The sequence below is a fragment of the Alcanivorax sp. IL3 genome (assembly GCF_047495465.1).
Taxonomy (GTDB): Bacteria; Pseudomonadota; Gammaproteobacteria; order Pseudomonadales; family Alcanivoracaceae; genus Alcanivorax; species Alcanivorax jadensis.
Genome location: NZ_CP179931.1, coordinates 2,896,376 through 2,920,557, shown reverse-complemented (window position 1 = coordinate 2,920,557; position 24,182 = coordinate 2,896,376). Strand labels below are relative to the sequence as shown.

General features: G+C 60.8%; 19 protein-coding genes and 2 pseudogenes. 9 read left to right on the top strand and 12 right to left on the bottom strand.

Annotation, left to right across the window (positions count from 1 at the left end):
• Positions 1 to 7: 7 nt before the first annotated feature.
• Complete coding sequence (gene leuS, locus ACMG4M_RS13570) at positions 8 to 2,443, bottom strand: leucine--tRNA ligase (RefSeq protein ID WP_414430198.1); 2,436 nt, start codon at positions 2,441 to 2,443, stop codon at positions 8 to 10.
• 140 nt (positions 2,444 to 2,583) lie between these two features.
• Here leuS and ACMG4M_RS13565 point away from each other — a divergent pair, with 140 nt between their 5' ends.
• On the top strand, positions 2,584 to 3,198 hold the full coding sequence (locus ACMG4M_RS13565) for a YdcF family protein (protein ID WP_035249265.1): 615 nt from the start codon (positions 2,584 to 2,586) through the stop codon (positions 3,196 to 3,198).
• A 115-nt stretch (positions 3,199 to 3,313) separates the two neighbouring features.
• Here ACMG4M_RS13565 and ACMG4M_RS13560 read toward each other — a convergent pair whose 3' ends face one another.
• From ACMG4M_RS13560 to lnt, 6 genes and pseudogenes are all read right to left on the bottom strand, one after another.
• Positions 3,314 to 5,059, bottom strand: a complete 1,746-nt coding sequence (locus ACMG4M_RS13560; protein ID WP_272963302.1) for a SulP family inorganic anion transporter — start codon at positions 5,057 to 5,059, stop codon at positions 3,314 to 3,316.
• A gap of 2 nt (positions 5,060 to 5,061) precedes the next feature.
• Positions 5,062 to 5,490: a TIGR01244 family sulfur transferase gene (locus ACMG4M_RS13555; protein ID WP_035249261.1), complete on the bottom strand. Its 429-nt coding sequence runs from the start codon at positions 5,488 to 5,490 to the stop codon at positions 5,062 to 5,064.
• A gap of 37 nt (positions 5,491 to 5,527) precedes the next feature.
• The gene (locus tag ACMG4M_RS13550) at positions 5,528 to 7,276 is read right to left on the bottom strand and encodes a SulP family inorganic anion transporter (protein ID WP_273010326.1); all 1,749 of its coding nucleotides are present in this window, start codon (positions 7,274 to 7,276) and stop codon (positions 5,528 to 5,530) included.
• Between the two features lie 26 nt (positions 7,277 to 7,302).
• A complete protein-coding gene (locus ACMG4M_RS13545) occupies positions 7,303 to 8,526 on the bottom strand; it encodes a lycopene cyclase family protein (protein WP_414430195.1) in 1,224 nt (407 codons plus the stop codon).
• 12 nt (positions 8,527 to 8,538) lie between these two features.
• Positions 8,539 to 9,406, bottom strand: a pseudogene (locus ACMG4M_RS13540) (MBL fold metallo-hydrolase).
• A gap of 94 nt (positions 9,407 to 9,500) precedes the next feature.
• A complete protein-coding gene (gene lnt, locus ACMG4M_RS13535) occupies positions 9,501 to 10,988 on the bottom strand; it encodes an apolipoprotein N-acyltransferase (protein WP_273010328.1) in 1,488 nt (495 codons plus the stop codon).
• A 299-nt stretch (positions 10,989 to 11,287) separates the two neighbouring features.
• Here lnt and ACMG4M_RS13530 point away from each other — a divergent pair, with 299 nt between their 5' ends.
• Together ACMG4M_RS13530 and ACMG4M_RS13525 are read left to right on the top strand one after the other, a co-directional pair.
• Positions 11,288 to 11,917 carry a B-box zinc finger protein gene (locus ACMG4M_RS13530; protein ID WP_414430194.1) on the top strand — a complete coding sequence of 210 codons (630 nt, stop codon included), beginning with the start codon at positions 11,288 to 11,290 and terminating at the stop codon, positions 11,915 to 11,917.
• Between the two features lie 7 nt (positions 11,918 to 11,924).
• Entirely contained in the window at positions 11,925 to 12,665 is a 741-nt protein-coding gene (locus ACMG4M_RS13525; RefSeq protein WP_414430193.1) for a hypothetical protein, read from the top strand.
• Between the two features lie 342 nt (positions 12,666 to 13,007).
• On the opposite strand, the gene ACMG4M_RS13520 is transcribed toward ACMG4M_RS13525, so the two are convergent.
• The 4 genes and pseudogenes from ACMG4M_RS13520 to ACMG4M_RS13505 all read right to left on the bottom strand — a co-directional run bounded on the left by ACMG4M_RS13520 (position 13,008) and on the right by ACMG4M_RS13505 (position 16,729).
• The gene (locus tag ACMG4M_RS13520; protein WP_414430192.1) at positions 13,008 to 14,321 is read right to left on the bottom strand and encodes a rhomboid family intramembrane serine protease; all 1,314 of its coding nucleotides are present in this window, start codon (positions 14,319 to 14,321) and stop codon (positions 13,008 to 13,010) included.
• A gap of 40 nt (positions 14,322 to 14,361) precedes the next feature.
• Positions 14,362 to 15,243 (bottom strand): HlyC/CorC family transporter, encoded by an 882-nt coding sequence (locus tag ACMG4M_RS13515; protein ID WP_414430191.1) that lies wholly within the window; start codon positions 15,241 to 15,243, stop codon positions 14,362 to 14,364.
• Positions 15,243 to 15,752, bottom strand: a complete 510-nt coding sequence (ybeY, locus tag ACMG4M_RS13510) for an rRNA maturation RNase YbeY (protein WP_272963309.1) — start codon at positions 15,750 to 15,752, stop codon at positions 15,243 to 15,245. The genes ACMG4M_RS13515 and ybeY overlap by 1 nt, the downstream gene beginning before the upstream one ends.
• Positions 15,724 to 16,729 (bottom strand): annotated as a pseudogene (locus tag ACMG4M_RS13505) (PhoH family protein). Before ACMG4M_RS13505 ends, ybeY begins: the two are co-directional and overlap by 29 nt.
• 296 nt (positions 16,730 to 17,025) lie before the next feature.
• Between ACMG4M_RS13505 and ACMG4M_RS13500 the strand changes: the two are divergent.
• The 3 genes from ACMG4M_RS13500 (at position 17,026) to ACMG4M_RS13490 (ending at position 20,397) form a co-directional block, all read left to right on the top strand.
• Positions 17,026 to 19,026 carry a hypothetical protein gene (locus ACMG4M_RS13500; protein ID WP_273010331.1) on the top strand — a complete coding sequence of 667 codons (2,001 nt, stop codon included), beginning with the start codon at positions 17,026 to 17,028 and terminating at the stop codon, positions 19,024 to 19,026.
• A 130-nt stretch (positions 19,027 to 19,156) separates the two neighbouring features.
• Positions 19,157 to 19,711, top strand: a complete 555-nt coding sequence (locus ACMG4M_RS13495) for an RNA polymerase sigma factor (protein ID WP_035249242.1) — start codon at positions 19,157 to 19,159, stop codon at positions 19,709 to 19,711.
• A complete protein-coding gene (locus ACMG4M_RS13490; protein ID WP_035249240.1) occupies positions 19,708 to 20,397 on the top strand; it encodes an anti-sigma factor domain-containing protein in 690 nt (229 codons plus the stop codon). The genes ACMG4M_RS13495 and ACMG4M_RS13490 overlap by 4 nt, the downstream gene beginning before the upstream one ends.
• A gap of 31 nt (positions 20,398 to 20,428) precedes the next feature.
• Here ACMG4M_RS13490 and miaB read toward each other — a convergent pair whose 3' ends face one another.
• Positions 20,429 to 21,766, bottom strand: a complete 1,338-nt coding sequence (gene miaB / locus ACMG4M_RS13485; RefSeq protein WP_272963313.1) for a tRNA (N6-isopentenyl adenosine(37)-C2)-methylthiotransferase MiaB — start codon at positions 21,764 to 21,766, stop codon at positions 20,429 to 20,431.
• A 91-nt stretch (positions 21,767 to 21,857) separates the two neighbouring features.
• On the opposite strand from miaB, the gene ACMG4M_RS13480 reads away from it, so the two are divergent.
• The 3 genes from ACMG4M_RS13480 (at position 21,858) to ACMG4M_RS13470 (ending at position 24,173) form a co-directional block, all read left to right on the top strand.
• The gene (locus ACMG4M_RS13480; protein WP_035249237.1) at positions 21,858 to 22,424 is read left to right on the top strand and encodes an SCO family protein; all 567 of its coding nucleotides are present in this window, start codon (positions 21,858 to 21,860) and stop codon (positions 22,422 to 22,424) included.
• Complete coding sequence (locus ACMG4M_RS13475) at positions 22,405 to 22,851, top strand: copper chaperone PCu(A)C (protein WP_272974387.1); 447 nt, start codon at positions 22,405 to 22,407, stop codon at positions 22,849 to 22,851. Before ACMG4M_RS13480 ends, ACMG4M_RS13475 begins: the two co-directional genes overlap by 20 nt.
• A gap of 83 nt (positions 22,852 to 22,934) precedes the next feature.
• Positions 22,935 to 24,173 (top strand): hypothetical protein, encoded by a 1,239-nt coding sequence (locus tag ACMG4M_RS13470; protein ID WP_414430190.1) that lies wholly within the window; start codon positions 22,935 to 22,937, stop codon positions 24,171 to 24,173.
• The last annotated feature ends 9 nt before the right edge of the window (positions 24,174 to 24,182 follow it).

Genomic DNA, 24,182 nt, shown 5'->3' with positions numbered 1-24,182 from the left:
CCGCCTCTCAGTTGGCAACGATGTTGACCAGTTTACCCGGCACAACGATCACCTTGCGGATGGTTTTGCCGTCGGTGAATTTCTGCACATTGGGCTCGGCCTTGGCCAGGTTTTCCACGGTGTCCTTGTCGGCGTTGGCGGGCACCTCGAGCTTGGCGCGTACCTTGCCGTTTACCTGCACCACCAGTTCGAGACTGTCCTTCACCAGCGCGCTTTCGTCTACCCGGGGCCAGGCGGAGTTAAGTGCTGCCTCGTCATGGCCCAGCGCCTGCCACAGGCTGTGGGAAGCGTGCGGGGTGATGGGGGAGAGCAGCAGCACAGCGGCTTCCAGGGCTTCCTGGCGCACGGCAGGCTCGCCTTCAAACTTGCTCACCTCGTTGATCAGTTCCATCACCGCGGCGATGGCAGTGTTGAAGGTGTGGCGGCGATGGAAATCGTCGCTGACCTTCTGGATGGTTTCGTGGGTCTTGCGACGCAGGGCCTTGCCGGCATCGTCCAGGGAGGCCGGATCCAGCGCGCCCGTATTGCCGGCTTCAACGTGTTCGGCCACCAGTCGCCACAGGCGTTTGAGGAAACGGAAGGCGCCTTCCACACCGGAATCGTTCCACTCCAGGGATTGCTCCGGCGGCGCCGCAAACATCATGAACAGGCGTACGGTATCGGCACCGTATTCCTCGATCATTTCCTGGGGGTCCACGGTGTTGCCCTTGGACTTGGACATCTTGGCGCCGTCTTTGAGCACCATGCCCTGACACAGCAGTTGCTTGAAGGGCTCGTCGGATTCCACCAGGCCGGTGTCGCGCAGCAGCTTGTGGAAGAAGCGCGAGTAGAGCAGGTGCAGGATGGCGTGTTCAATGCCGCCCACGTATTGATCCACCGGCAGCCAGTAGTTGGCGGCCGCCGGGTCCAGCATGGCCTGATCGTTCTGCGGACAGCAGTAACGGGCGTAGTACCAGCTGGATTCCATGAAAGTGTCGAAGGTGTCGGTTTCGCGCAGGGCGGGCTGGCCGTCAAAGGTGGTTTTGGCCCATTCCGGGTCGGCCTTGATGGGGCTTTTCACGCCGTCCATTTCCACCTCGGTGGGCAGCACCACCGGCAATTGGTCTTCCGGGGTGGGGTGCAGTTCACCGTCTTCGGTTTCCACCATGGGAATGGGAGCGCCCCAGTAGCGCTGCCGGGAGACGCCCCAGTCGCGCAGGCGGTAATTCACCTTCTTCTCGCCCAAGTTGCGTTCGCTCAGCCAGGTGGCGATGGCGTCGAAGGCGTCGGCGGAGGTCTTGCCGGTGAATTCCCCGGAGTTCACCAGCTTGCCCTTTTCGGTGAAGGCTTCGCTGTCCAGGTCAATGGCTTCACCATTGGCAGGCTCAATCACCTGGTTGATGGGCAGGCCATATTTCTTCGCAAATTCGTAATCGCGCTGGTCATGGGCGGGGACCGCCATGACGGCACCGGTGCCATAGCTCATCAGCACGAAGTTGGCCACCCAGACCGGTACCTGCTCGCCGCTGATCGGGTGAGTCGCGGTGAGGCCGGTGTAGATGCCTTTCTTTTCCATGGTGGCCATATCGGCTTCGGCCACCTTGTTGTGCAGGCACTCTTCCACAAAGTCCGCCACTTCGTGGTTGGCGGCAGCGGCTTTCTTCGCCAGCGGATGCGCTGCTGCCACGGCCACGTAGCTCACGCCCATGAGGGTGTCCGGGCGGGTGGTGTAGACGCGCAGAGGCGCTTCGCCCTGAATGGCGAACTCCATTTCCACTCCTTCGGAGCGGCCGATCCAGTTGCGCTGCATGGTCTTGACCTGTTCCGGCCAGCCATCCAGTTGATCCAGATCTGTCAGCAATTCATCGGCGTAGTCGGTGATCTTGATGAACCACTGGGGGATCTCTTTCTGTTCCACCAGGGCACCGGAGCGCCAGCCGCGGCCATCAATCACCTGCTCGTTGGCCAGTACGGTCTGATCGATCGGGTCCCAGTTCACCGTTGACATCTTGCGATACACCAGGCCCTTCTCGTAGAGCTTTGTGAAGAACCACTGTTCCCAGCGATAGTATTCCGGGGTGCAGGTGGCCAGCTCACGATCCCAGTCGTAGCCGAAGCCCAAGCGCTGGAGTTGCCCGCGCATGTAGTCGATGTTCTCGAAGGTCCACTTGGCCGGAGCCACCTTGTTCTTGATGGCGGCGTTCTCGGCGGGCAGGCCGAAGGCGTCCCAGCCCATGGGCTGCAGCACATTCTTGCCTTGCATCCGCTGGTAGCGGCTGATCACATCGCCGATGCTGTAGTTGCGCACGTGGCCCATGTGTAGCCGCCCGGACGGGTAGGGGAACATGCTCAGGCAATAGAATTTTTCCTTGCCGGCCTCTTCGGTGACCTTGAAGCTTTGGTTATCCTCCCAGTACTGCTGGGCTTGGGCTTCGACTTGATCGGGGCGATACTGTGCGTCCATCGGCTCTCTACTGATCAAAAAAACTTACGGGAACATCGCGGTTGCGAAGGGGACATAGGATACATGAGCTCAGCCCGGATTTCTCACTGGTCTGCACCGCGAAAGTGTTGGCTGAATAATCACCGCAAACGGGAGTGCCGATGGCGTTGACCTACCTGGTGCTGCTGGTGCTGGTGGGGGGAACCCTGCCGGCAGTGGTCCGCAGCCTGTTGCCGCCCCTGCCGCGACGCAATACCGGTATTACTCCCCAGGCGGTGGTGGTACTGGGTGCCGGACGGCGCCAACGTGATGGCCAGTTTTCCCTGACCACCCGTGGCCTGCGGCGGTTGCAGCTGGCCGCGGAAATGGCCCATGAGCATAGTTTGCCGCTGGTAGTCAGTGGCGGCATCAGCACCACTCCCCATGCGGATAACGAGCCTTCCGAAGCACAGTTGATGGCGGAACTGGTGCGCCGACGCTGGCCGACCATGACGGTGCTGGAGGAAGGGAAAAGCCGTAATACCTGGGAAAATGCCGTGTACAGCGGTGAGCTGCTGGGTCAGCGTAGCATCGACGAGATCATCCTGGTCAGCGATCGGGCTCACCTGCCGCGGGCTCTACTGTGTTTTCAGAGCCAGGGGGTGCTGGCCCAGGCTGCCTGGCGCAAGCGGTTGCCAAAGCAGGAGTGGGTGCCCTCCGCCGGGGCGTTATCCATGGTGCCGGAGATCTGGTACGAATGGCTGGCGCTGGTGTGGTATCACCTGCGGTATTTGTAGGAGATGCTGGGCGCCCGACGCCGGACGCAAAAAATCGCAAAACGCTTGATGCTCTCAGGGCACGTTTAAACTGATTCGCGTCAGGCGTCAGGCGTCAGGCGTCAGGCGTCAGGCGTCAGGCGTCAGGATCCTGCTCTTGCAGACTGTCCGGCGCCAGTACTTCCATGGCCTGGTAGTGGCTCAGATAGACCCTGCCGGTCAGCACCTTCGGAAAGTCGGTTTTTACCAGCACGTCCATTACCGGCCCCTTCACATTGGACAGGTTCAGGGTCACTCCGGCGTTTTTCAATCGTTCGTTCAGGCTTTCCAGACTTTCCATGGCGCTGGCATCCAGGTGATTGATGCCGGAGCAGTGCAGCACCACATGCTGAATCTGAGGGTGCGCCTGGGCCTCGTCGTAGATACGGTCCTCCAGGGTGCGGGCATTGCCGAAATAGAGGGATTCGTCCACCCGGATGGACAGCACCTCCTCGGTGAGTTCAACGCTATGGCGATCCATGTTGCGAAAATGATGGGTACCGGGAATGCGGCCCAGCTCGGCGACATGGGGCTGGCTGGTGCGCCACAGGAACAGGGCCACGGAAAGCACTACCCCCAGCAATAAGCCACTCTGCACATTGATCAGCAGCACCCCGGCCAGGGTGGCAGCCATGGCCAGGGCATCCGGGCGACTGAATGCCCACAGGTGTTTCAATTCCGACAGATTGATCAGTGGCAGGATGCCGACCACGATGATGGCGGCCAGGGATGCCAGTGGCAGGTACTGGAACCAACCGGTAAAAAACAGGGCCACCAGAGCGATACCGATACCGGTCAGCAGGCCGGCCATGGGCGTGCGTGCACCGGCGTCGTAATTCACCGTGGTGCGGGAAAAGCTGCCGGTCACGGCGAACGCGCCGGACAGGCCGCTACCGATGTTGGCCAGACCCAGCCCCATCAGTTCCCGGTTGGCATCCACGCGCTGACGACGTTTGGCCGCGAGGGCCTGGGCCAGGGAAATGGATTCCACAAAGCCGATCAGCGCCAGTAACGCGGCCGGGGTAATCAGGCTTTGCCAGTGTTCGCGGCCCAGCCCGGGCAGGGTGAATTCGGGCAGCCCCGCGGGGATCGCCCCGACCACGGCAAGGCCACGGCTATCCAGCGACAGGGTCACGGTGAGCAGGGTGGTGACCAGTACGGCCAGAATCGGTCCGCATTTGCTGATAAAGGCCACCAGCCAGCCGGGCAGTCGCGTGGCCTTGAGGGGGGTGGCCAGGTATTTCGGGATCAGCAGGCAGGCAATGGCGATCAGGCTGATGGCCAGTGTCAGCCAGTGAGTCTGCGGCAGCTGTTGCGCCAGGGTCTGTGCCAGTGTCACCAGCTCTTCGCCGGAGGCGTCGATGCGCAACAGGTGCTTGAGCTGACTGGCGGCAATGAGAATGGCACAGCCACTGATGAAGCCGGTGATCACCGGGTGGCTGAGCAGGTTGGTGAGCCAGCCCAGCCGCAATATGGCCATGGCCACCAGAAACAGCCCGGACAGCAGCCCCATGCCGATGGCAGCCTGGATGAACAGTTGCGGATCGCCCTGGGCCAGGGTGCCGGCGGCGGACGCGGTAATCAGTGAAGTGAGGGCGGCGGGGCCCACGGACAGGGTACGGCTGGTGCCGAACAGGGCGTAGAGAATCAGCGGCAGGATGCTGGCATAGAGGCCGGTTTCCGGCGGCATGCCGGCGAGCATGGCGTAGGCCAGACCCTGGGGAACCAGCAGGATGGTGACGATGATGGCAGCCAGGGTGTCCCCGGCCGCCTGCTCGCGGTTGTAGCTGGCGAGCCAGTCACTGGCCGGCAGCCAGCGAAACCGGCGGCCGGCATCGGCCATGCTTACTGGCCCCGGCGCTGGTCGAGTCGGTCGGCAAGCTGGCTCAGGTCATAGCCGGCCTGCTCGGCGGTGGCCAGGATGCTGGCGTTATCCTGCTCGTCCGCCTGGGTCAGGGCCCACAGGGTGGTGCAGCGAGTGCCGGTGCGGCAGAAGGCCAGTACCGGTTGCTCTGCCAGAGAAACGATGGCGTCAAAACCGTCGATGTCCACGTCGCTGATGTTATTGCCGACCACCGGTTGATGGGCATATTCAAGGCCAGCGGCTTCTGCCGCGGCGGCCAGCTCGGCGCTGCTGGGCTGGTCTTCGCTTTCGCCATCGGGGCGGTTGTTGAGGACGGTCTTGAACCCGGCCTTGGCCAGCTCGGCCATATCCTCAGGCTGCAGCTGCGGTGCCACAGACAGACTCTCGTTAAGGCGATTGATGGTAGCCATGAAAACTCCTTGCGAATGAACGCTCAGCTTAACCGTGTCAGACAGGGCTGCAAGGGGGAGCGGGATTTTCCTCGATGCTTTCCGGTGCCAGTGTGCGAACGGCCTGATATTGGGTGAGGAATATCTGACCGGTCAGTAATGCCGGCAGGGCGGTGTGTTGCAACTGGTCCATGACCGGCCCCTTGATTTCGGAAAGGTGCAGCCGGATACCGGCATCATCCAGACGTTGGTTCAGGCTCAACAGGCTATCCACGGCACTGGCATCCAGGTGATTGATGGCGGTGCCCATCAGTACCACGTGTTCTGTTTGCGGACGCAGCAGTGCAGCATCGTAGATACGGTCTTCCAGGCCCCGGGCATTGGCAAAATACAGGGATTCATCGATACGCATGCTCAGCACACGGGGAGACACCCGTACCTGGTGACGCTGCACATTGCGGAAATGTTCGGTGCCGGGAACCTGGCCCACTTCGGCGACATGGGGCTGGTTGGTGCGCCATAGATAGAGCGCCAGGGAGGTGACCACCCCGGCCAGCACACCGGCTTCCACGCCCCAGCCCAGTACTCCGACCATGGTGATGGCCATGGCTGTGAAATCCAGTCGGGAGAAATGCCAGGTGTGTTTCAGCGCCGGCAGGTCCACCAGCGATAGCACAGCGACCACAATGGTGGCGGCCAGGGTTGCCTTGGGCAGGTAGGTGAAAGCGCCGGTCAAAAACAGCGCGGTGAGGGCAATGCCTATGGCGGTGAATACGCCGGCCATGGGGGTCCGTGCGCCGGCATCGAAATTCACCACGGAGCGGGAGAAGCCTCCGGTCACCGGAAAGCCGCCGCTGAAGGCGCTGGCCAGGTTTGCGCCGCCCAGCCCCATCAGTTCCTGGTTGGCATTGATGCGCTGGCGACGTTTGGCCGCCAGGGTCTGGGCAACAGAGATGGATTCCACAAAGCCGATCAGGCTGATCAGCAGAGCGGGCAGCAGTAGTGCCTGCCAGAGGTCAGCGTCAAATACGGGTAATGACAGTGAGGGCAGGCCTTCGGGAATGTGACCGACAATGGCCATGCCGCCGCTATCCAGTTCCAGCATGGCCACGGCCAGGGTGGATCCCAGTACGGCGATGACTGGTCCTGCTTTACTCACCAGGTCGGACCAGAATGCATTGAAGCCGAGTTTTTGCAGCAGCGGCTTGAGCGCCTTGCGTACCCAGAACAGGAAGGTCGTAACCAGCGTGCCGAGCACCACTGTGGGCCAATGGGTTTCAGGAAAATGCTGTGCCAGGGAGTGGCCAAGCTCTACCAGGTTGTGGCCCGACAGGGGGATTCCCAGCAGATGCTTGAGCTGACTGGCGGCAATCAGCAGGCCGGAGGCACTGATAAAGCCGCTCACCACAGGGTGCGATAACAGATTGGCAATCCAGCCCAGTCGAAGCAGAGCCATCACCAGAAGAATGGTGCCGGACAGAAAAGCCAGAATAATAGTGGCTGCCAGGTATTGTTGACTGCCGGCCGTGGCTACCTGACTGGCCGCAGCAACAGTCATCAGCGAGGCTACTGCCACCGGGCCAACCGCCAGGGTTCGGCTGGAACCGAGCAGGGCATAGACAACCAGTGGCAGGATACTGGCGTAGAGACCGACTTCCGGCGGCAGCCCGGCGAGCATGGCGTAGGCCAGGCTCTGGGGAATCAGCATGATGGTGACGATCACCGCTGCCACGCTATCCCGGGCAGCGGTCTCGCGGTTGTAGTGGGGCAGCCACTGGGCGGCGCCCAACCAGGCAGGCAGTTTCATCTTGCCATCCCTTGTTGTGTCACGCGTCAGAGTTTGCCTGGCCTGGCCAGCCACTCATGGCCCTTTAGCATCAGCTCGAAGTAGATCTTTGGCATGGCATGACGTTTCAGCCACCACATACTCCGGCGCGGTACGGTGGGATCGAGCGGGAAGCTGGGTTGCAGTTTGCCCTGATAGCCAAATTCGGCCAGCACGACCCTGCCTTTTTCCACGGTCAGCGGGCAGGCGCCATAGCCTTCATAGCGAGCTGTCGGCGCACGATTTTCCAGCACCGCGCAGAGGTTTTCGGCCACCACCGGCGCCTGCTTTCGCACGGCGGCGGCGGTTTTGGCATTGCTGGCCCCGCAGGCATCGCCCAGGCTGAATACATTGGCAAAACGGGGGTGCTGCAGGGTGGCTTCGTCCACGGCGACCCAGCCGGCCTCGTTGGCCAGCTCGCTGTCGCGCACAAACTGTGGGGCCCGTTGCGGCGGTACCACATGCAGCATGTCGAAGGGCTCGGTGTGGTCGGTGCTGGTGCCATCGCCATTGGTACGCCGGAAGGTGGCTTCGCGGGCCGGGCCATCCACGGCGATCAGGGTGCTATTGAAATTCAGATTGGCGTTGTAGCGCTTCGCATATTCCATCAGTGGCGGCACAAAATCCGCCACGCCGAACAGTACGGCGCCGGCATTATGGAACTGCACATCAATGTTGCCCAGGGTACCGGTTTCTTCCCAGTGGTGGCAGGACAGGTACATGGCCTTCTGCGGCGCGCCGGCACACTTGATAGGCATGGGCGGTTGGGTGAACAGAGCTCGGCCACGCTGCAGGTTTCGCACGCATTCCCAAGTATAGGACGCCAATTCAAAGAGATAGTTGCTGGTAACGCCGTGCTTGCCAAGGCTGCTTTCCAGGCCCTCGATGGCGCCCAGGTTCAGCTCCAGTCCCGGCGCAACCACCAGAAACTGGTAATTCAGTGACTGGCCGTCTTCCAGAGTTACCCGGTTGTGCGTCGGCTCCATTTCAGTCACCCGGCTGCGCAACCACTTGGCACCGTTTGGGATCAGCTTGCTGGTGGCTTTGCAGGTATTGGCTGGGTTGAAACAGCCGCCACCCACCAGGGTCCAGGCGGGCTGATAAAAGTGGCGGTCGCTGGGCTCCACGATGGCCACGGACAGGTGCGGCTTGCGCTTGAGGATACTGGCTGCCACCGCAATGCCGGCGGCACCGCCGCCGATCACCACTACGTCCCACAGAGTCGGTGTCATGGTCATCGCCTCTTACAGTGCGTTCAGCGGAATTTTCAGGTAGCTAATGCCATTGTCTTCCTCGGGAGGAAGGTGGCCGGCGCGCATATTGATCTGCACCGAAGGCAGAATCAGTCGCGGCATATCCAGGGTGGCATCGCGTTTTTCGCGCATGCTGACGAACTCCTGCTCGGAAACGCCTTCGTGCACGTGGATATTGTGGCGACGCTGATCGCCCACGGTGGTTTCCCACTGGTATTCGCTGCGGCTTTCCGGCAGATAGTCGTGGCAGAGGAACATGCGGGTGTCGTCCGGCAGGGCCAGCAGCTTTTGCACGGACTGGTACAGGGTGCGGGCATCACCGCCGGGGAAGTCGCAGCGGGCGGTGCCATAATCCGGCATGAACAGGGTGTCGCCGACAAACACCGCATCGCCGATCACATGGCTCATGCAGGCCGGGGTATGCCCCGGAGTGTGAATGGCCCGCGCCTCAATGTTGCCGACCTTGTAGGTGTCGCCATCGGCAAACAGATGATCGAACTGACGGCCGTCACGAGCGAACTCGGTGCCGGCGTTGAAGACCTTGCCGAAGGTGTCCTGCACGGTGCGTATATGCTCGCCGATGGCCAGCTTGCCGCCCACTTGTTGCTGGATCCAGTGGTGCGGCGGAAAGATGATCCGCATGCACATGGGTTTCCAGCAACCAGTCTACGGTGAGGCCTTCCTGTTTGACGTAGGCCACAATCTGGCTGGCACTGTCATGGCGGGTACGTCCAGCTTTGGGGTCGTAGTCCAGCACAGAGTCCACAATGGCGCATTGCCGGGTTTGCGGGTCTGTCACCACATAGCTGACGGTGTTGGTGTCGTTGTCGAAAAAAGCTTTGACGGTTGGACGAGACATGGCTTGTTCCCTCCTGTGACTGGGCAGCGTTCATGCACAGTTATAGAAGGGAATTCAAGCAAAGTCAAATTAGTAATAAGCTTATACTGTAAAGTTATATATAGGGGTGTTTCTTCTTCCTTCCCAGCATGGCGGGCAGCAACAACAGCCCCGAGAGCACCAGCCAGGGCCAGACGCCCAGGGCCATGAATGGCGTGATGCCGGTACGTGGCTGGTAATGGCTGTAAAGCACATCACGCTCGAACTGGGGAAGGGCGTCCACGATCCGGCCCTGGTGGTCGATAACGGCGGTGACGCCATTGTTGGTGCCGCGCAGCAGCCAGCGGCCGGTTTCCAGCGCCCGTAAACGGGCCATCTGGAAATGCTGGACCGGGCCAGCGGAGCTGCCGAACCAGGCATCATTGCTGATGGTCACCAGCACATCGGCATCATGGCTGCGGCTGGCCACCAGTTGCGGGTAGAGAATCTCGTAGCAGATAAAGGGCGCCACGGTATGGCCCAGTACCTGCAGGTTGGGCTGACTGGGATCCCCCGGCGTAAAGCCGGACATGGGCAAATCGAAGAAGGGGATCAGGCCGCGAATCAGCGATTGCATGGGGACGTATTCGCCAAAGGGCACCAGCTTCTGCTTGTGGTAGACCCGCTCGCTGTCGTTCTCACTGTCGCGAAGCGGAATGGCCGCGATGCTGTTGCGATAGGTAATGTCCGCGTCGCTGACGCTGCGCCAGGGAATGCCTGTGATAAGGGCGCCGTTACGGTCTGCCAGTTGGTTACCTTCATCCTCGATGAAATCGGTAATGGTCTGGTAGAACTCGGTCATGGCCGACTCCGGCCACAGCACCAGGGTGTCGGCGGGAATCTCCCGGGTCAGCTCGTGATAGATACGGCGAGTCTCGCCGCGCATGGAAATCTGCCACTTAAGGTCCTGGGGAATATTGCCCTGCACCAACGCCACTTTCTGTTCCGGGCCGTTGGCATGGGTAAACGTGAGGAAATGGCTGGCAATGGCGGTGAGCAGAACAAGTACCGAGAGGCCGGCGGCAACCCAGCGCAGCGGGCCCGGCTGGCGAAGCTGAATCAGGGTGGCGCTGAGCAGTACCGTGGCGAGGCTCAGCAGCCAGACCCCGCCCAGAGGCGCCAGGCTGGCCAGGGGGGTATCAATCAGTGCGTACCCGGCATACAGCCAGGGGAAACCAGTGAGCAGCCAGCCGCGCAGCCAGTCCAGCAGCAGCCAGATACCGGCGAACACCAGTGCCGAGCGCCCCAGTCGCCAGCTCAGGGAAAACGTCAGGCCGTAGAACAGAGCCAGAAAGGCGGCGAACATCGCCGTAAAGGGAATCGCCATCCACAATGGCATGTAGCCATAGTCGTGCATGGAGACATGCACCCAGGACACGCCGAACCCGAACATGCCCAGGCCATAGAGCCAGCCGCGCAGGAAGGCTTCCTTGCCGGAGCCGGCCTGCTGCTGACACCAGAAGCCGGCGGCCACGCTGACAAACAGCAGCGGCCACAGGTCATAGGGCGCGAAGGCAAGGGGGAAAAGCAGGCCGGCAATCAGGGCCAGCAAACGGTGGCGCATGGAATTCCTCGTTTCATGATGGCGGCCAGGCCGCTGGGCGGTTACGGCTAGAGTCTGTGCAATAATACGAATAAAGTAGCAAGCAAAATCAATTAACGGCTTTGCTCTACGGGCCGTGTTCGGGGTGAGTTGAAAGTTCAAAGTTTAAAAGCGCGGGACAGGCCATGGAAGCGGCAAAGGCCGTACCCGCGCTGTTCCTTCAAAAGAGTGCGGCGCGGGCCTGACGTTGTTCGAGTGGCTACGACTCAATCCGCGCCTTTCAACTTTGAACTTTCAACTGAAAGCTTGGGGGCATCATAGTGAATCGCTATTGCAAGTACCATCCGGGGGCGGAAGCGCTCTGGTATTGCAGCCATGATGGGCTGTATCTGTGTCAGCAATGTGTGGATGGCCGTAATGACAGCCTGATAGAGGCCCGTTGCCTGCTCTGCAACCAGGAACTGGAAAGCAGTGAGCAGGGACAGGGTGGCCCTCTGTGGCGGCAACTGGATCGTTACCTGCGCTACCCGTTTGCCCCTGTGCTGTTACCGCTGCTGGTGCTGTGGGCGTTGTTGGCGTCGCTGGTGCCGCCCTTGCCGGTAATGGTGCCGGTGGTGTTGCTGGCAGGGCTGCCGACTTGGGGCTTTGCCCGGGCAGTGATGACCTTGCGCAGCCACCCCGGCAAAGCCCGGAAAAGTAGTGCTCCGGGCTGGGATTGCCTGACTGATATGGCGGGCTGGAGGGCGGCGTTATTGCAGGCTTTGCCGGCCCTGCTGGTGATGGTGCCGGCCGGGTTTGTGCTGCTGATGGTGTCGGTGCCGGCGGGGTTGCTGATTGGTGCTGTCGGCCTGTTGCTGGTGCCGGCTTTCTGGCTCGCCATTCAGGCCCAGTGGGTCGGAGCCCGGCTCCTATGCGGCGGCACTGACCTATATCTTCTCCGCACCGCGTGATTATGCGGTGGCTGCCCTTCTGGCATCGGTGGGGTGGCTGTTGGGCGTAGCGCTGGTTGCCGTGGCCGTGGATGTGATGCCGCTACCCCTTGCCCAGGGACTGGCCGGGGCGTTGGCGGCAGTCTGGTGGCTCGCCCTGGCCTGCCTGTGCGGCGATATCCTGGCCCGTCATGGCCGTCTTTGGGGACTGGATCAGGGAGGCAAGAAAGTGACCACCTCGCTGGAAGAGCGGCGCCAGCGGGTTCAGCTCTGTGCCGGGCGCTTTGACAAGGTGCTGCTGAGCACGGCCAAAACCCTGAAGAGCAAAAAGGCCACCGTGGCGGACTGGCAACGTTATGACCGGCTTCTGGATATTACCGGCCGGCACGATGAGCGCCGCAGCGCCGCGCCCACCTATCTGGAAATGCTGGTGGTGTCCGGCGCCTGGACCGAGGCGCTGGCGTTGCTGGCTCGTCAGCGAGATGTAGAGCCAACCTGGCTGCCCGCATCGCCCTCCCTGCGTCTGGCCCTGGCCCGGGGTATCCACGAACAGGAGCCGAAAATAGCCGTGGGGCTGCTCAAGGACCTGCATGATCGGCACCCGGATTTCAGCGAATTAGGCGACGCCTATCTGTTGTTGGCAAAGATTCTCGCCGAGCAATTCGGACTCGCCGGCAAGGCGGAGCAGTACCTGCGATTTGTGGAAAGCCAGTGCCGGGATGCGAAACTGCGCAAGCAGGTGGCGGACTACCGGGCCGCGTGGGGGTAGGGGCGAGCTACGCTCGTGGGATAGAGAAAGATCCGAAAGTTCCTCAACCTCCGAGCTTTCTTCGAAGCCGCTGTAGGAGTACCTCTTGAGGTGCGAACCTTGCGGAGCAAGGAAATCGACCGCAGGGCGATCAGGCATTTCAGACCTCGACAGGTTTCAGAAAGAACGGCTGACAGACAATCCTCTGTTGCCTCGCTGCGCTCGGTTCGCACCTCAAGAGGTGCTCCTACATTCAATCGCGCCGCCAGCGACGCTCCTACAGATCGGATTGTTGCGTTAAACGCGGGCAGGGCGTTATTCGACCAGCATGGCCCAGTCCGCGTTACAACTTGGGGCTCGCCGCTACACTTCCAGCGCCTTGGCCCGGTGACCCAAACCTTCCCGATGGAGTGCATCGCGCAAGACCTGCAGGGCAGGCTTGCGAGTGTCGTGGTGATCCAGACTGACGGCCAGTGCTTCTGCCTGGGCAAATTCACCGGCCCGGGTCAGGGTGGTTACCAGATGCCAACCAACGGAAGAGGGTAATTCGGCGCCCTGCTGCTGGCGGAACTGCTGCCAGCAACCGACAACTTGTTGGGCTTGTCCCTTTTCGCTGGCTGGGTGGGCAAACAGGCGATGGGAGATGTCGACCCAGCCGTTGCTGTCCTGGCCCATGCGGCGGGCATTGAAGAGGCCGGTCAGGGCATCAAAGTGATCCGGCTGCCGGTCCAGTACTTGCTGAAAGGCCTCGCTGGCAGCGTCCGCCTGCAGCTGGGCGAGGGCATCCCAGCCCCGTTGCAGCCCCTGTTGATCCTGTGGATCCGCAGGCGTGGCTGTTTCGGTGTTCACGGACGGCTCCGCCGGGCGCATGAGCTGGATCAGCAGGGTGCCACCGGCCAGGGCCAGTGCGCCGGCGGCCAGATTGGCTATGGCCGGCTGGGCTTGCCAGGCCAGTAACCCCAGTAGTACCAGCGGCATTGCCGCCAGGGCCGGGGTGGGCAGGGATATGGATGTCCTTGCCTTGCCTGGTAACCAGACCGGCAGGGAAGTGCGCCAGCCCTGCAAGCCGAGGAAGGCTCCATACCAGACCATGAGCGGTGCGACGGCGCCATGAAACGGCAGCTGCCCGCTGCGAGCCACCAGCAGGTAGCCGGCACCGGCCAGCAGGCAGCCCAGCAGCCACAGGGTCAGTACCCGGCCATGGCCAAGCTGACGCTCCAGGGGGAATGCCAGTGGCACCAGCAGAAACACGGTGAGAGCGGTTAGCCACAGGGAGCCACCTGCAAAGGGGGAGGTAAAGAAACGGGCCGGGCGGGGGCTGTTGTCTGGTAGCCCCCAGCGGTACAAGTTGCTGGCGGCAAGTTGATCCTGTGTTTGCTGGCGCAGGGTTTTCCACTTTTCTATCTGGGCCGGTGACCAGAAGTCCCGGGCGCGCAGGTCACTGTCTTTGACGAAGCTGGGCGACAGCAGCGCCGCGCTGTAAGCGTGGCTATCGCCGCTGGCGAGCTGCTGTTCCAGCTGGCCGGCCAGTTCGCCACGCCCGTTAAAGCGTAGCCAGGACAGGTAGTTGTCCCATTCCAGGGTTTTCAGACCACTGTCCACGTACCAGCCAAGTACCGGCTGGGGTGCGTTAGCCGGGTTGAGCAAGGCGCCGAGCAACAGGGCAACGGCAATCACGGCCGTCACCCACGGTGCTTTTAACAGGGCGGAGATGGTGTCAGCTTTCGACCTCTGTGGCAGTGGCATCCTGGTTTTCCCCCGGCGGTGTAACCCGCAGCAATCTTATTGTTCTGCCGTCGGCGCTGAGCACGGTGAAGAGATAGCCATCCAGTTCCACGCTTTCATCGCGGCCGGGTAAGCGGCCGAACTTCTGCATCACCAGCCCGCCGATGGTGTCGAATTCCTCATCGCTGAACTGGCAGTGGAAGTGCTCGTTGAAATCATCGATGGGTGTCAGCGCCTTGACGGTGTACTCCTGATTATCCAAATCCTTGATCAGGTAGTCCTCTTCTTCTACGTCGTGTTCGTCTTCAATTTCCCCGACGATCTGTTCCAGCACATCTTCAATGGTGACCAGCCCGGCCACGCCGCCATATTCGTTGACCACGATGGCCATATGATTGCGGCTGATACGGAATTCGCGCAGCAGTGAGTCGAGCCGTTTGGACTCGGGTACCACCATAGCAGAGCGGATATGATCCTTGATGGCGAAACGGTCCATGCGGGCCGGATCGAGGATTAACGGTAGCAGGTCCTTGGCCAGCAGGATGCCGATCACTTCATCCGGGTCGTCGCCCAGGACCGGGAAACGGGAGTGAGCGCAATCAATGATGGTGGGCAGGAAATCCCGCGGGTCGGAGCTGGCCTTGATGCTGACCATCTGGGAGCGCGGAATCATGATCTCGCGTACCTGCATATCGGCGACACAGACGGCGCCTTCGATAATTCCCAGGGTGTCCCCGTCGATAATGTGGGAATCGCGCATGGAGCGCATCAGGTCCAGCAGTTCACTCCGGTCGCCGGGCGTGGAGGAGAAAAACTGGCCGACACGCTCCAACCAACTTCGGCTGGTACCGTTATCCGAATAGTCGTCCGACATCAGGGGTGAAGCTCCATATTGGTGTGTGGCTCAATGTTGTAAGGGTCGGCAAAACCCTGTTCGTTAAGGGCGCGGATTTCCATGGCTTCCATGATCTGCGCGTCCTCGTCATCAATGTGATCGTAGCCCAGCAGGTGCAGTACACCGTGGGTGACCATGTGAGCCCAGTGGGCTTGCAGGGTCTTGTTCTGTTCGGCGGCCTCCCGGCGTACCACCGGGGCACAGAGAATGATGTCGCCGAGCAGCGGCTCCATGGCATCTTCGGGAAGGCCTTCGGGCATCTCAAACGGGAAGGACAGCACATTGGTGGGCTTGTCCTTGTCGCGGTAGTCCCGGTTGAGGGTGCGGATTTCGTCTTCATCGACGATACGCAGGGTGATGTCGCCGACCACGCCGCCGGCTACCTGGGCAGCATGGCGTACCCAGTTGCATAACCGGGATTCGTCGGGAGCGTCCGGGGCGTCGCTGGCCCACTGGATATCAACGCTGGGTGTCGGTATCCCGTTCATGGCGGTCGTAGGCCTCTACAATACGTTGTACCAGCGGGTGGCGAACCACGTCGCGGCTGTCGAATAGGGTCACGCCGATCCCTTTTACGCCGTCGAGCACTTCCAGGGTATTCACCAGGCCGGAGCGTTGATGACGGGGCAGATCCACCTGGGTCACATCCCCGGTGATGACGGCGCGGGTTCCGAAACCGATGCGGGTCAGGAACATCTTCATCTGTTCCGGGGTGGTGTTCTGGGCTTCATCCAGAATCACGAAGCTGTTGTTCAGGGTTCGCCCGCGCATGTAGGCCAGCGGTGCCACTTCAATCACCATGCGATCCATCAGCTTGGCCACGGTTTCAAAGCCGAGCATTTCGTAGAGGGCATCGTAGAGAGGGCGCAAATAGGGGTCGATTTTTTCTGCCAGGTCCCCGGGCAGAAAGCCCAGCTTTTCGCCGGCCTCAACCGCCGGACGTACCAGCAGGATCCGTTGAATTTCCGCTTTTTCCAGCGCATCCACGGCGCAGGCGACTGCCAGCCAGGTTTTGCCGGTGCCGGCCGGGCCGACGCCGAAATTGATATCGTTTTTGCGGATCTGTTTCACATACTCGCGCTGGTGGGCGCCACGGGGCTTTATACGAACCCGCTTGGTACGAACCACCACTTCATCACTGGGGAACGCCACTGGTATTGTCGATGCTTTTTGCAGCAGCATGGTCGGCTACGTTGGACTGTTGCAGCTGCAGGTGCACCATTTCCGGCGTCAGGTCGGTGCCATCGCGGGTCTGATCATAAAGCTCATACAGGATTGACCCGGCGGCTTCCACGGAGGCGGATGGCCCTGCCAGATGAAACTGGTTACCACGATTGTGGATATCCACATGCAGGCGCTGGGCTATCTGCTTGATGTGCTCGTCCAGGTGGCCGCAGAGACTGGCCAGGCGACGGGAATCGTTGGGTTCGAGGCTGATGTGCTGGGAAGCGAGTGGTGTGTCCAAGATGGAAAACGTGGCCCCTCGGGCTGTTGCGGAGAGTTTCAGAATACCCCGAAGCGTGTTTACGGGGAAGAAAAATTACCCGCGCAGCCTAGCCCCGGAGGGTGGCGGGCCGCAAGCGTTGATGGCGGGGTGTCGGACAACCGGTAGGGCGGCGCGATTTCTGTGGCGGATACACTTCAAACGAGAATTATTACGCGCTGTTACATCCGTTTCTGTGCGGGGGCGGTATCAGCAGTAGGACGCATTGTCCTGACTGACCGGCGTAAAGCCGGCATCGCTATCCAAGGAGAGATGAGATGAATGTGAATGGCAAAGGTTTGCTGTGGCTGTCGCCACTGGCCGTTGCGGTAACGCTGGCAGCCTGTGGGGGTAATGGCAGTGACCGATCCCTGATCAATTCCCCTGGTGTGGCCCAGGGGCCGTCATTGCTGGTGATGCACAATGGCAGTGGTAATGCCGGTCAGATCGACCGCCTGAATGCTGACCTGGACGTGCAAGGCACGTTCAATGCCGATGCCAATGAGGGTATTGCGCTGGACCTGCTGGGCAATCTCTACGTTGCCAACGACAGTGCCGGGGCCCCCAGCACTGTACAGGTTCTGCACCAGCTGGCTGAGCGAACCGACGGCTCCGCGGCGGTGCCGACGCTGGACCGTAGTGTGGCGGCACCGGGGTCCATGACGCTCAAAGGGATTGCCATCGCCCATGAAGCCGGGCTGGTAATGGCAGCGAACATCGGCGGCAACAGTGTGGAAGTGTACGGCACTGCAGCGGGGGCAAATGCGACGCCCCTTGCCAGTACCGCCCTGTCGGGAAATACCTGGGATCTGGCCTACGACGAAGCGGCGGATCGTTTGTTCCTGGCCATGACCAATGGCACCGTGATTGTGGTAGATGACTATGTTGCGGGTGGTTTCATGTCGACCCCCGCCCGGGTGATTACCCCGGATACGGCAGGCACCGTCTCCAATATGCATGGCATCGCCTATCGGGCTGACTCTGACACCCTGGTAGTCAGTGATGTGGGTGACGCTGCCGTGGCGGATGATGGCCAGCTGTATGTGATCAGCAATGCTTCCACGGCCAATGGCACGGTGACGCCTGTACGGACCCTGGCCGGCCCGGCGACCAAGCTGGGCAACCCGGTGGACCTGGTGCTGGACGGCAACACGGTTTACATCGCGGAAAAATCCAACGATGCCATTCTGGTGTACCGCAACGTGTTTTCCGGCGGTTCCGGGGACATTGCGCCGAACAAGGTCGTCGATAGTATCAAACCGGAATCCCTGGCCATTATTCTTGAGCCCGAGCTGCAACCGGACCTTTCCGATCTCGATACCACTGGCACCACCTTCACCGGCGTGGCGGTAACCAGTAATCCGCCGGCAGCCCCGGGCGACCCGGATGTGGTGGTACTGGACCTGGATCTGGGCGCCATGCAGCGCGGCTTTTCCACCAACCAGGATCGCGAAAGCCTGGCATTCAACCAGTTGGGCGATGCCTACATTACCTACGACTCCGGCCTGGCTGTGATCAACCGCCTGGCGACGGATCGCGATGGCGAGATGTTCTCTGTGAGCCGTGACCGGGTGATTGAAGGCGCGAGCACCGGGCTGATGGCACCGAAAGGCTTTGATGTGGCGGACTCGCTGGGCTGGGTGCTGGTCACCGATAACGGTAACTCGTCAGTGCGGGTGTTCGGCGCCCAGGCCGGTGGCGATGCCGCTCCTTTGTTCACGACCAGCCTGTCCGTGGCGCCCTGGGATCTGGATTACGACCCGGATTCCGATCAGCTCTTCGTGGCCCTCACCGATGGCACGGTAGCGGTCTTTGACAGCTACAGCACGGCGCGTGGCAGTGCCGGCCCCGACCGGGTGATTACCCCTGCCGAGGCGGGTGTAGCGTTTGCCGCTCCGACCAATCTGCACGGCATTGTCTATGTGGCGGAAACCGACCAGCTGATCCTGTCGGATGTGGGCAGCGGTGCGAATCCTACCGACGGCAAGCTGTATGTGCTGGACAACGGCTCAACCGCTGATGGCATCACCGATGTCACCGTGAATATCGATAACGGCGACAACAGTACGGTGGGCAACACCCAGCTCGGTAATCCGGTGGATATTGCCTTTGATGGCGAGCACCTCTATGTGGCGGAGAAATCCCAGGGCATGGTGCTGCGCTTTGACAATATCCTCGATTCTGCCGGTGGTGACGTAACGCCTTCGCAGACCTGGATGCAGTCGTCGCCGGAATCGGTGTCGCTGATTGCGGATTATCTTGGCCGCGCTCCGGAGTAAGCACGGGGGAGCACTTTTCCCGCTCCCTGTATCGGGCCGCTTCGGCGGCCCGGTTTTCCTCTTGTTGACACATTCTTCTCGTACTCTGGTGAATCATCTTCATTCTGCTTCTTACTGGATACGCAGGTTCATGGACGATTCACGCGCTGAGCTGGAAGAAGGCAATGTCCTGTTACGGGCATGTGCCAGTGGCGACCGGCAGGCTTTTCATCAGCTTTACCTCAACGAAGCTCCGCGCATGTTGGCGTTGGCGCGCCGATTTACCGGCGAGTCATCACTGGCTGAGGATGCCTTGCAGGATACTTTCATCCAGGTCTGGGAAAATGCCAGGCGCTTTCAGAGCCAGCGAGGCTGCGCGCGGACCTGGCTGTTTGGATTATTGCGATATCGCTTGATCAATCAACACCACCGTTCCCGACGTGATGCGTTCGAGCCCCTGCCAGGGGACCAATGGCCTGATTCGGGCCCCTCCCCAGAGCAATGCTCGGTGGAGGACGATCAACGACGTGCGATCATCAATTGCCTGCAAGGAATGCAGATGGATCGTCGTCGCCCCATTCTTATGGCGTTCTACCAGGGGTTTACCTACGAGCAGATTGCCGAAACCCTGGCCATTCCCCTGGGCACCATCAAGAGCCGGGTTCGATCCGGGTTGAAAGGGCTGCAGGAGTGTCTGCGACTATGATTCCGGAACAGCCTGAAGCACAGCGTCTGTTGGTTGCCGAGTATGTCCTCGGCCTGCATTCCCGTGAGCAGTCGGCAGAGATCGAGCAGTGGTTGGAACAGGACGACGACGCTGCGAGCCTGGCCAACCATTGGCGGGAGCATTGGTTGGGGGCGGCGGAGTTGCTGGAACCGGTACCGCTGCCGCCGCGACTATGGCGAGAGATTTCCCGGCGAACCGCCTCGGAGGACTCCCGTGGTCGATTCGACTGGCAATGGTTGTGGCAGAGCCTGACGCTCTGGAGAACCGTCAGTGTTGCCTTGTTGGTGGCGGTGGTGTTGCTGCTGGGGCCACTGCGGGTGCCGGCGCCGGTTTACACCGTGGTGCTGCAGGCACCGGGTGAGGCCGCCAGCCCGGGCTGGAGAGTGACCGTGTCTGCGCAGGGAGACTTGCAGCTGACGCCGCTGTCAGAGAGTGAGTATCCGGCGGATCGCAGTGTCCAGTTCTGGACCCTGTCGGACCCGGCACTGGGCCCCCGTTCCCTTGGGCTGGTGCAGCCGGGTGAGTCGTTGGTGTTACCGGCCAGCCGCGTGGGCGGTGTGGAGAGTGGCCAGCTGTTTGAACTGACGCTGGAGCCGCCGGGTGGCTCCCCGGCTGACCGACCCACCGGGCCGGTCCTGTTCATTGGCCGGGCGGTGGCGATTTAGGCCGCGCAGCAGGCAACGTTGCAACCTGGGGTCAGCCCGGGTTGCGCGGGTCGCTGCCGAGCAGAGAGTTGCTGTAGGCCTGGTCGATGGTGATGTCCACGAATTTGCCGATCAGGTCGGTATCATCGCTGCGGAAGTTAACCACCCGGTTGTTCTCCGTGCGGCCCTTGAGCTGGCCCGGGTCTTTCTTGGAGAAACCATCCACCAGAATTCTTTGGGTGCTGCCCACCATCTTGCGGGAAATGTCCTGCACGTTCTGGGTGATGCGCTGCTGCAGAATCGCCAGGCGCTGTTTCTTCACCTCCATGGGCACATCATCGGGCAGGTCCGCCGCCGGTGTGCCGGGGCGGGCGCTATAGATGAAGCTGAAGGACATGTCGAAGCCGATGTCGTGGATCAGATTCATGGTATCTTCGAAGTCCCGATCGGTTTCCCCGGGAAAGCCGATGATGAAATCGGAGCTGAAGGAAATGTCCGGGCGGATGCGCTTGAGCTTGCGCAACTTGCTCTTGTATTCCAGCACCATGTGGTTGCGCTTCATCATGGCAAGAATACGGTCCGAGCCGGATTGCACCGGCAGGTGCAGGTGGCTGACCAGTTCCGGTACATCCTCATAGACCTGAATCAGGGCGTCGGAAAACTCCACCGGGTGGCTGGTGGTGTAACGGATGCGATCGATACCGTCGATGTCGCGGATCAGCCGGATCAGGTCGGCCAGGTCCAGGGTGTCGCCGTCGGCGCCCACACCCCGGTAGGCATTCACGTTCTGGCCCAGCAGGTTCACCTCGCGCACGCCCATCTCAGCCAGGTGTTCCACTTCCTTCAGCACTGGCTGCACCGGGCGACTGACTTCCTCACCGCGGGTGTAGGGCACCACACAGAAGGTGCAGTACTTGGAGCAGCCTTCCATAATGGACACGAAGGCACTGGGGCCGTCGACGCTGGGTTCCGGCAGGTTGTCGAACTTTTCCACTTCCGGAAAGGTCACATCGATGGCCAGTTTGCGGGTGGTGGCGGCCTGGGTAATCAGGCCGGGCAGGCGGTGCAGGGTCTGCGGGCCGAACACCACGTCCACGTAGGGGGCCCGGTCACGGATGGCATCGCCTTCCTGGCTGGCCACGCAGCCGCCTACCGCGATTACCATGTCCGGCTTGGCGTCCTTGAGCTTTTTCCAGCGGCCCAGCTGGTGGAAGACCTTTTCCTGGGCTTTTTCCCGGATCGAGCAGGTGTTGAGCAGCAATACGTCCGCTTCTTCCGGATTGTCGGTGGGCTCCAGGCCGTGGCTGGATTCGAGCAGGTCCACCATACGAGTGGAATCGTACTCGTTCATCTGGCAGCCGTGGGTCTGAATGAAAAGCTTGCGTGCCATGGGTTGCCTAACCGTTGAATAGAGGGAAAATGGGCGCGGCTGCAATTAGAGTCCGCTTAAATGGGCGCGGATTATACCAACCGGAGAGATCATGCGAAAACTGCCGTACATCCTGCCATTGCTTCTGGCTCTTCTGGTTGCCGGCTGTGGCAAGCAGGAAAGCGACTTACCAGTCAATACAAGGCTGGGTGGTGAGTTTACACTAACTGACCACAACGGCGAGCCTTTCAGCCAGGCACAGCTCAAGGGCAAGGTATCCATCCTGTTCTTCGGTTACACCCATTGTCCGGACATCTGCCCGGCGGTGCTGGCCCGGGTGGCCCAGGTTTATCGGCAGTTGCAAGAGGCCGGTGAAGCGGACCAGGTACAGCCTGTGTTTATTACCTTCGACCCGGAGCGGGATACAGCCGAGCACCTGAATGAGTATCTGCCCTGGTTCAAGGCGGACATCATCGGCCTGACCGGCAGCCTAGCGGAAATCCGCGAGGTGGCAACGCAATACGGGGTGGTGTTTATCAAGGATCAGGAGGAGCAGGATTACCTGTTCACTCACAGTGACTATATTTATCTACTGGACGACCAGGGTCGGGTGCGCAAACTCTACCCGGCGGATTTCACCATTGACGAGGTGGTAACTGATGCCAAGAGCCTGCTTTAAAACTCTGTTGGCAGGCGCGGTGTTGGCCCTTGCCGTGCCCGCCCATGCGGAGCTGACGTTTTCCGATCCCTGGTTACGCGCGGTACCGCCGGTGTCGCCGACCATGGCGGGCTATGTGACGTTGAACAATACTGGCGAGGATACCGTGATCATCACCGGTGTCAGTACTCCTGTTGCCGGCCACACCATGCTGCATGATGTGGAAACCGCCGCGGACGGCAGCCGCAGGATGGTGCACCTGCATCACCTGGAAATCCCGGCCGGAGACAGTGTGGTGCTGGCACCGGGGGACAGGCATTTGATGCTGATGAAGCTCACACAGGTCCCGGCTCCCGGTGACAAGGTGGAGATCTGCTTTCATCTGAATGGCGGGCAGGACGCCTGCGCGGCGTTCCCGGTAAAACGGGCGTCCCAATCTGACGGTTGAACCCGGTTTCTTTTTGCGGATAATGCCATGCTTTATTCGTAGTCGTTGTATGGTTAAAACGGCTATAAAAGCGTGGGGGATCTATGAGAAAGGCATTATCCGTGATGCTGGGTGCGTCCCTGAGTGCGAGCCCGGCCTGGGCCCAGACTTCGGAAAGTGATGTCCAGCAGAGGCTGCAGGACTATGAGCAGCGCCTGGAACAGCTCGAAAAGCAGCAGTTTGATAATACCCTCAGCGATGCTGCTGACCGGATCCGTATCAACGGTTTTCTCTCCGCGGGTATGTCCCGGGCCGAGGTGGACACCACCTCTGGTTCTGCCAGCTACATCGATGGCGCCAGTGATAAATGGAGCCATGATTCCCTGACTCGCGCTGGCGTGCAGTTTAATGCCGAACTCAGCGAACGGGCGGAAGCTGTAGTGCAGCTGTTTGCGTACGGCGATGACGAATTCAATGCGGAATTGCAGTGGGCCTATCTGGATTATCAGGTCAGCGATTCTGTGAGCATGAAAGCGGGGCGTATCGTGGCGCCGTTCTACATGCATTCCCAATACATCGATGTGGGCTATGCCTACCCGTGGGCCAGCTTGCCGGCGGAGGTGTATCAACTGGCACCGGTGAAAACCATGGAGGCGGTAGAAGCCTCCTGGCGTTTCACCAGCGGGCCCGTGTCACATCGTCTTTCCGGGTTCTGGGGTTCCAGTACCGTGGATGGCGGTGAGCGTGTGGCCAATGCCCAGTTCCAGGCCGATGACCTGAGCGGTGTGAACTTTACCAGCTACTGGCGTAACTGGACGGCGAGAGCCGCCTACACCGCTGCTGACGTTTCCGTCAGCCAGCAGGACTTGCAAGGTGCCCTTGGTTTTCCGCCTGCCGTCCTGGGTCTCTCCTTTGATGATGTTTATACCTATTTTGCGGGTGTCGGTCTGCAATACGATGACGGTAGCTGGTTTTTCTCCGTGGAAAAGGCGCGGCTGGATTTTGGTAACTGGTACCCGAGCAGCGAGAGTGGCTACGTCACAGTGGGCAAATACCTGGGCAAGTGGATGCCCATGGTCACCTGGGCAGAAGTGACGCCTCGTGATCTGGATAGCAGCCTTCCGGCTGCCCTGAATAATGGCCTGGCGGAACAACAGAAGAGCTGGACCGGTGGGCTGCGCTATTCCCTCACTGATTCCATCGCCCTGAAAGGGGAGGTGAGTTATTACTACGATTTTTCCGATAGTGATGTTACTACGTCGGGGTTCTTCTTCACCGACGGTGGCCAGCTTGAAGACGATCATGCCACGGTGATTCGCCTCAGTGCGGATCTGGTTTTTTAAGGGGGAATG

Coding starts and splice junctions, on each gene's coding strand:
- leuS (WP_414430198.1), bottom strand. CDS start 2,443: ATGGACGCACAGTATCGCCCCGATCAAGTCGAAGCCCAAGCCCAGCAG.
- ACMG4M_RS13470 (WP_414430190.1), top strand. CDS start 22,935: ATGAGAAAGGCATTATCCGTGATGCTGGGTGCGTCCCTGAGTGCGAGC.
- ACMG4M_RS13490 (WP_035249240.1), top strand. CDS start 19,708: ATGATTCCGGAACAGCCTGAAGCACAGCGTCTGTTGGTTGCCGAGTAT.
- lnt (WP_273010328.1), bottom strand. CDS start 10,988: ATGCGCCACCGTTTGCTGGCCCTGATTGCCGGCCTGCTTTTCCCCCTT.
- ACMG4M_RS13565 (WP_035249265.1), top strand. CDS start 2,584: ATGGCGTTGACCTACCTGGTGCTGCTGGTGCTGGTGGGGGGAACCCTG.
- ACMG4M_RS13495 (WP_035249242.1), top strand. CDS start 19,157: ATGGACGATTCACGCGCTGAGCTGGAAGAAGGCAATGTCCTGTTACGG.
- ACMG4M_RS13515 (WP_414430191.1), bottom strand. CDS start 15,243: ATGTCGGACGACTATTCGGATAACGGTACCAGCCGAAGTTGGTTGGAG.
- ACMG4M_RS13555 (WP_035249261.1), bottom strand. CDS start 5,490: ATGGCTACCATCAATCGCCTTAACGAGAGTCTGTCTGTGGCACCGCAG.
- ACMG4M_RS13560 (WP_272963302.1), bottom strand. CDS start 5,059: ATGGCCGATGCCGGCCGCCGGTTTCGCTGGCTGCCGGCCAGTGACTGG.
- ACMG4M_RS13500 (WP_273010331.1), top strand. CDS start 17,026: ATGAATGTGAATGGCAAAGGTTTGCTGTGGCTGTCGCCACTGGCCGTT.
- ACMG4M_RS13545 (WP_414430195.1), bottom strand. CDS start 8,526: ATGACACCGACTCTGTGGGACGTAGTGGTGATCGGCGGCGGTGCCGCC.
- ACMG4M_RS13550 (WP_273010326.1), bottom strand. CDS start 7,276: ATGAAACTGCCTGCCTGGTTGGGCGCCGCCCAGTGGCTGCCCCACTAC.
- miaB (WP_272963313.1), bottom strand. CDS start 21,766: ATGGCACGCAAGCTTTTCATTCAGACCCACGGCTGCCAGATGAACGAG.
- ybeY (WP_272963309.1), bottom strand. CDS start 15,752: ATGAACGGGATACCGACACCCAGCGTTGATATCCAGTGGGCCAGCGAC.
- ACMG4M_RS13475 (WP_272974387.1), top strand. CDS start 22,405: ATGCCAAGAGCCTGCTTTAAAACTCTGTTGGCAGGCGCGGTGTTGGCC.
- ACMG4M_RS13480 (WP_035249237.1), top strand. CDS start 21,858: ATGCGAAAACTGCCGTACATCCTGCCATTGCTTCTGGCTCTTCTGGTT.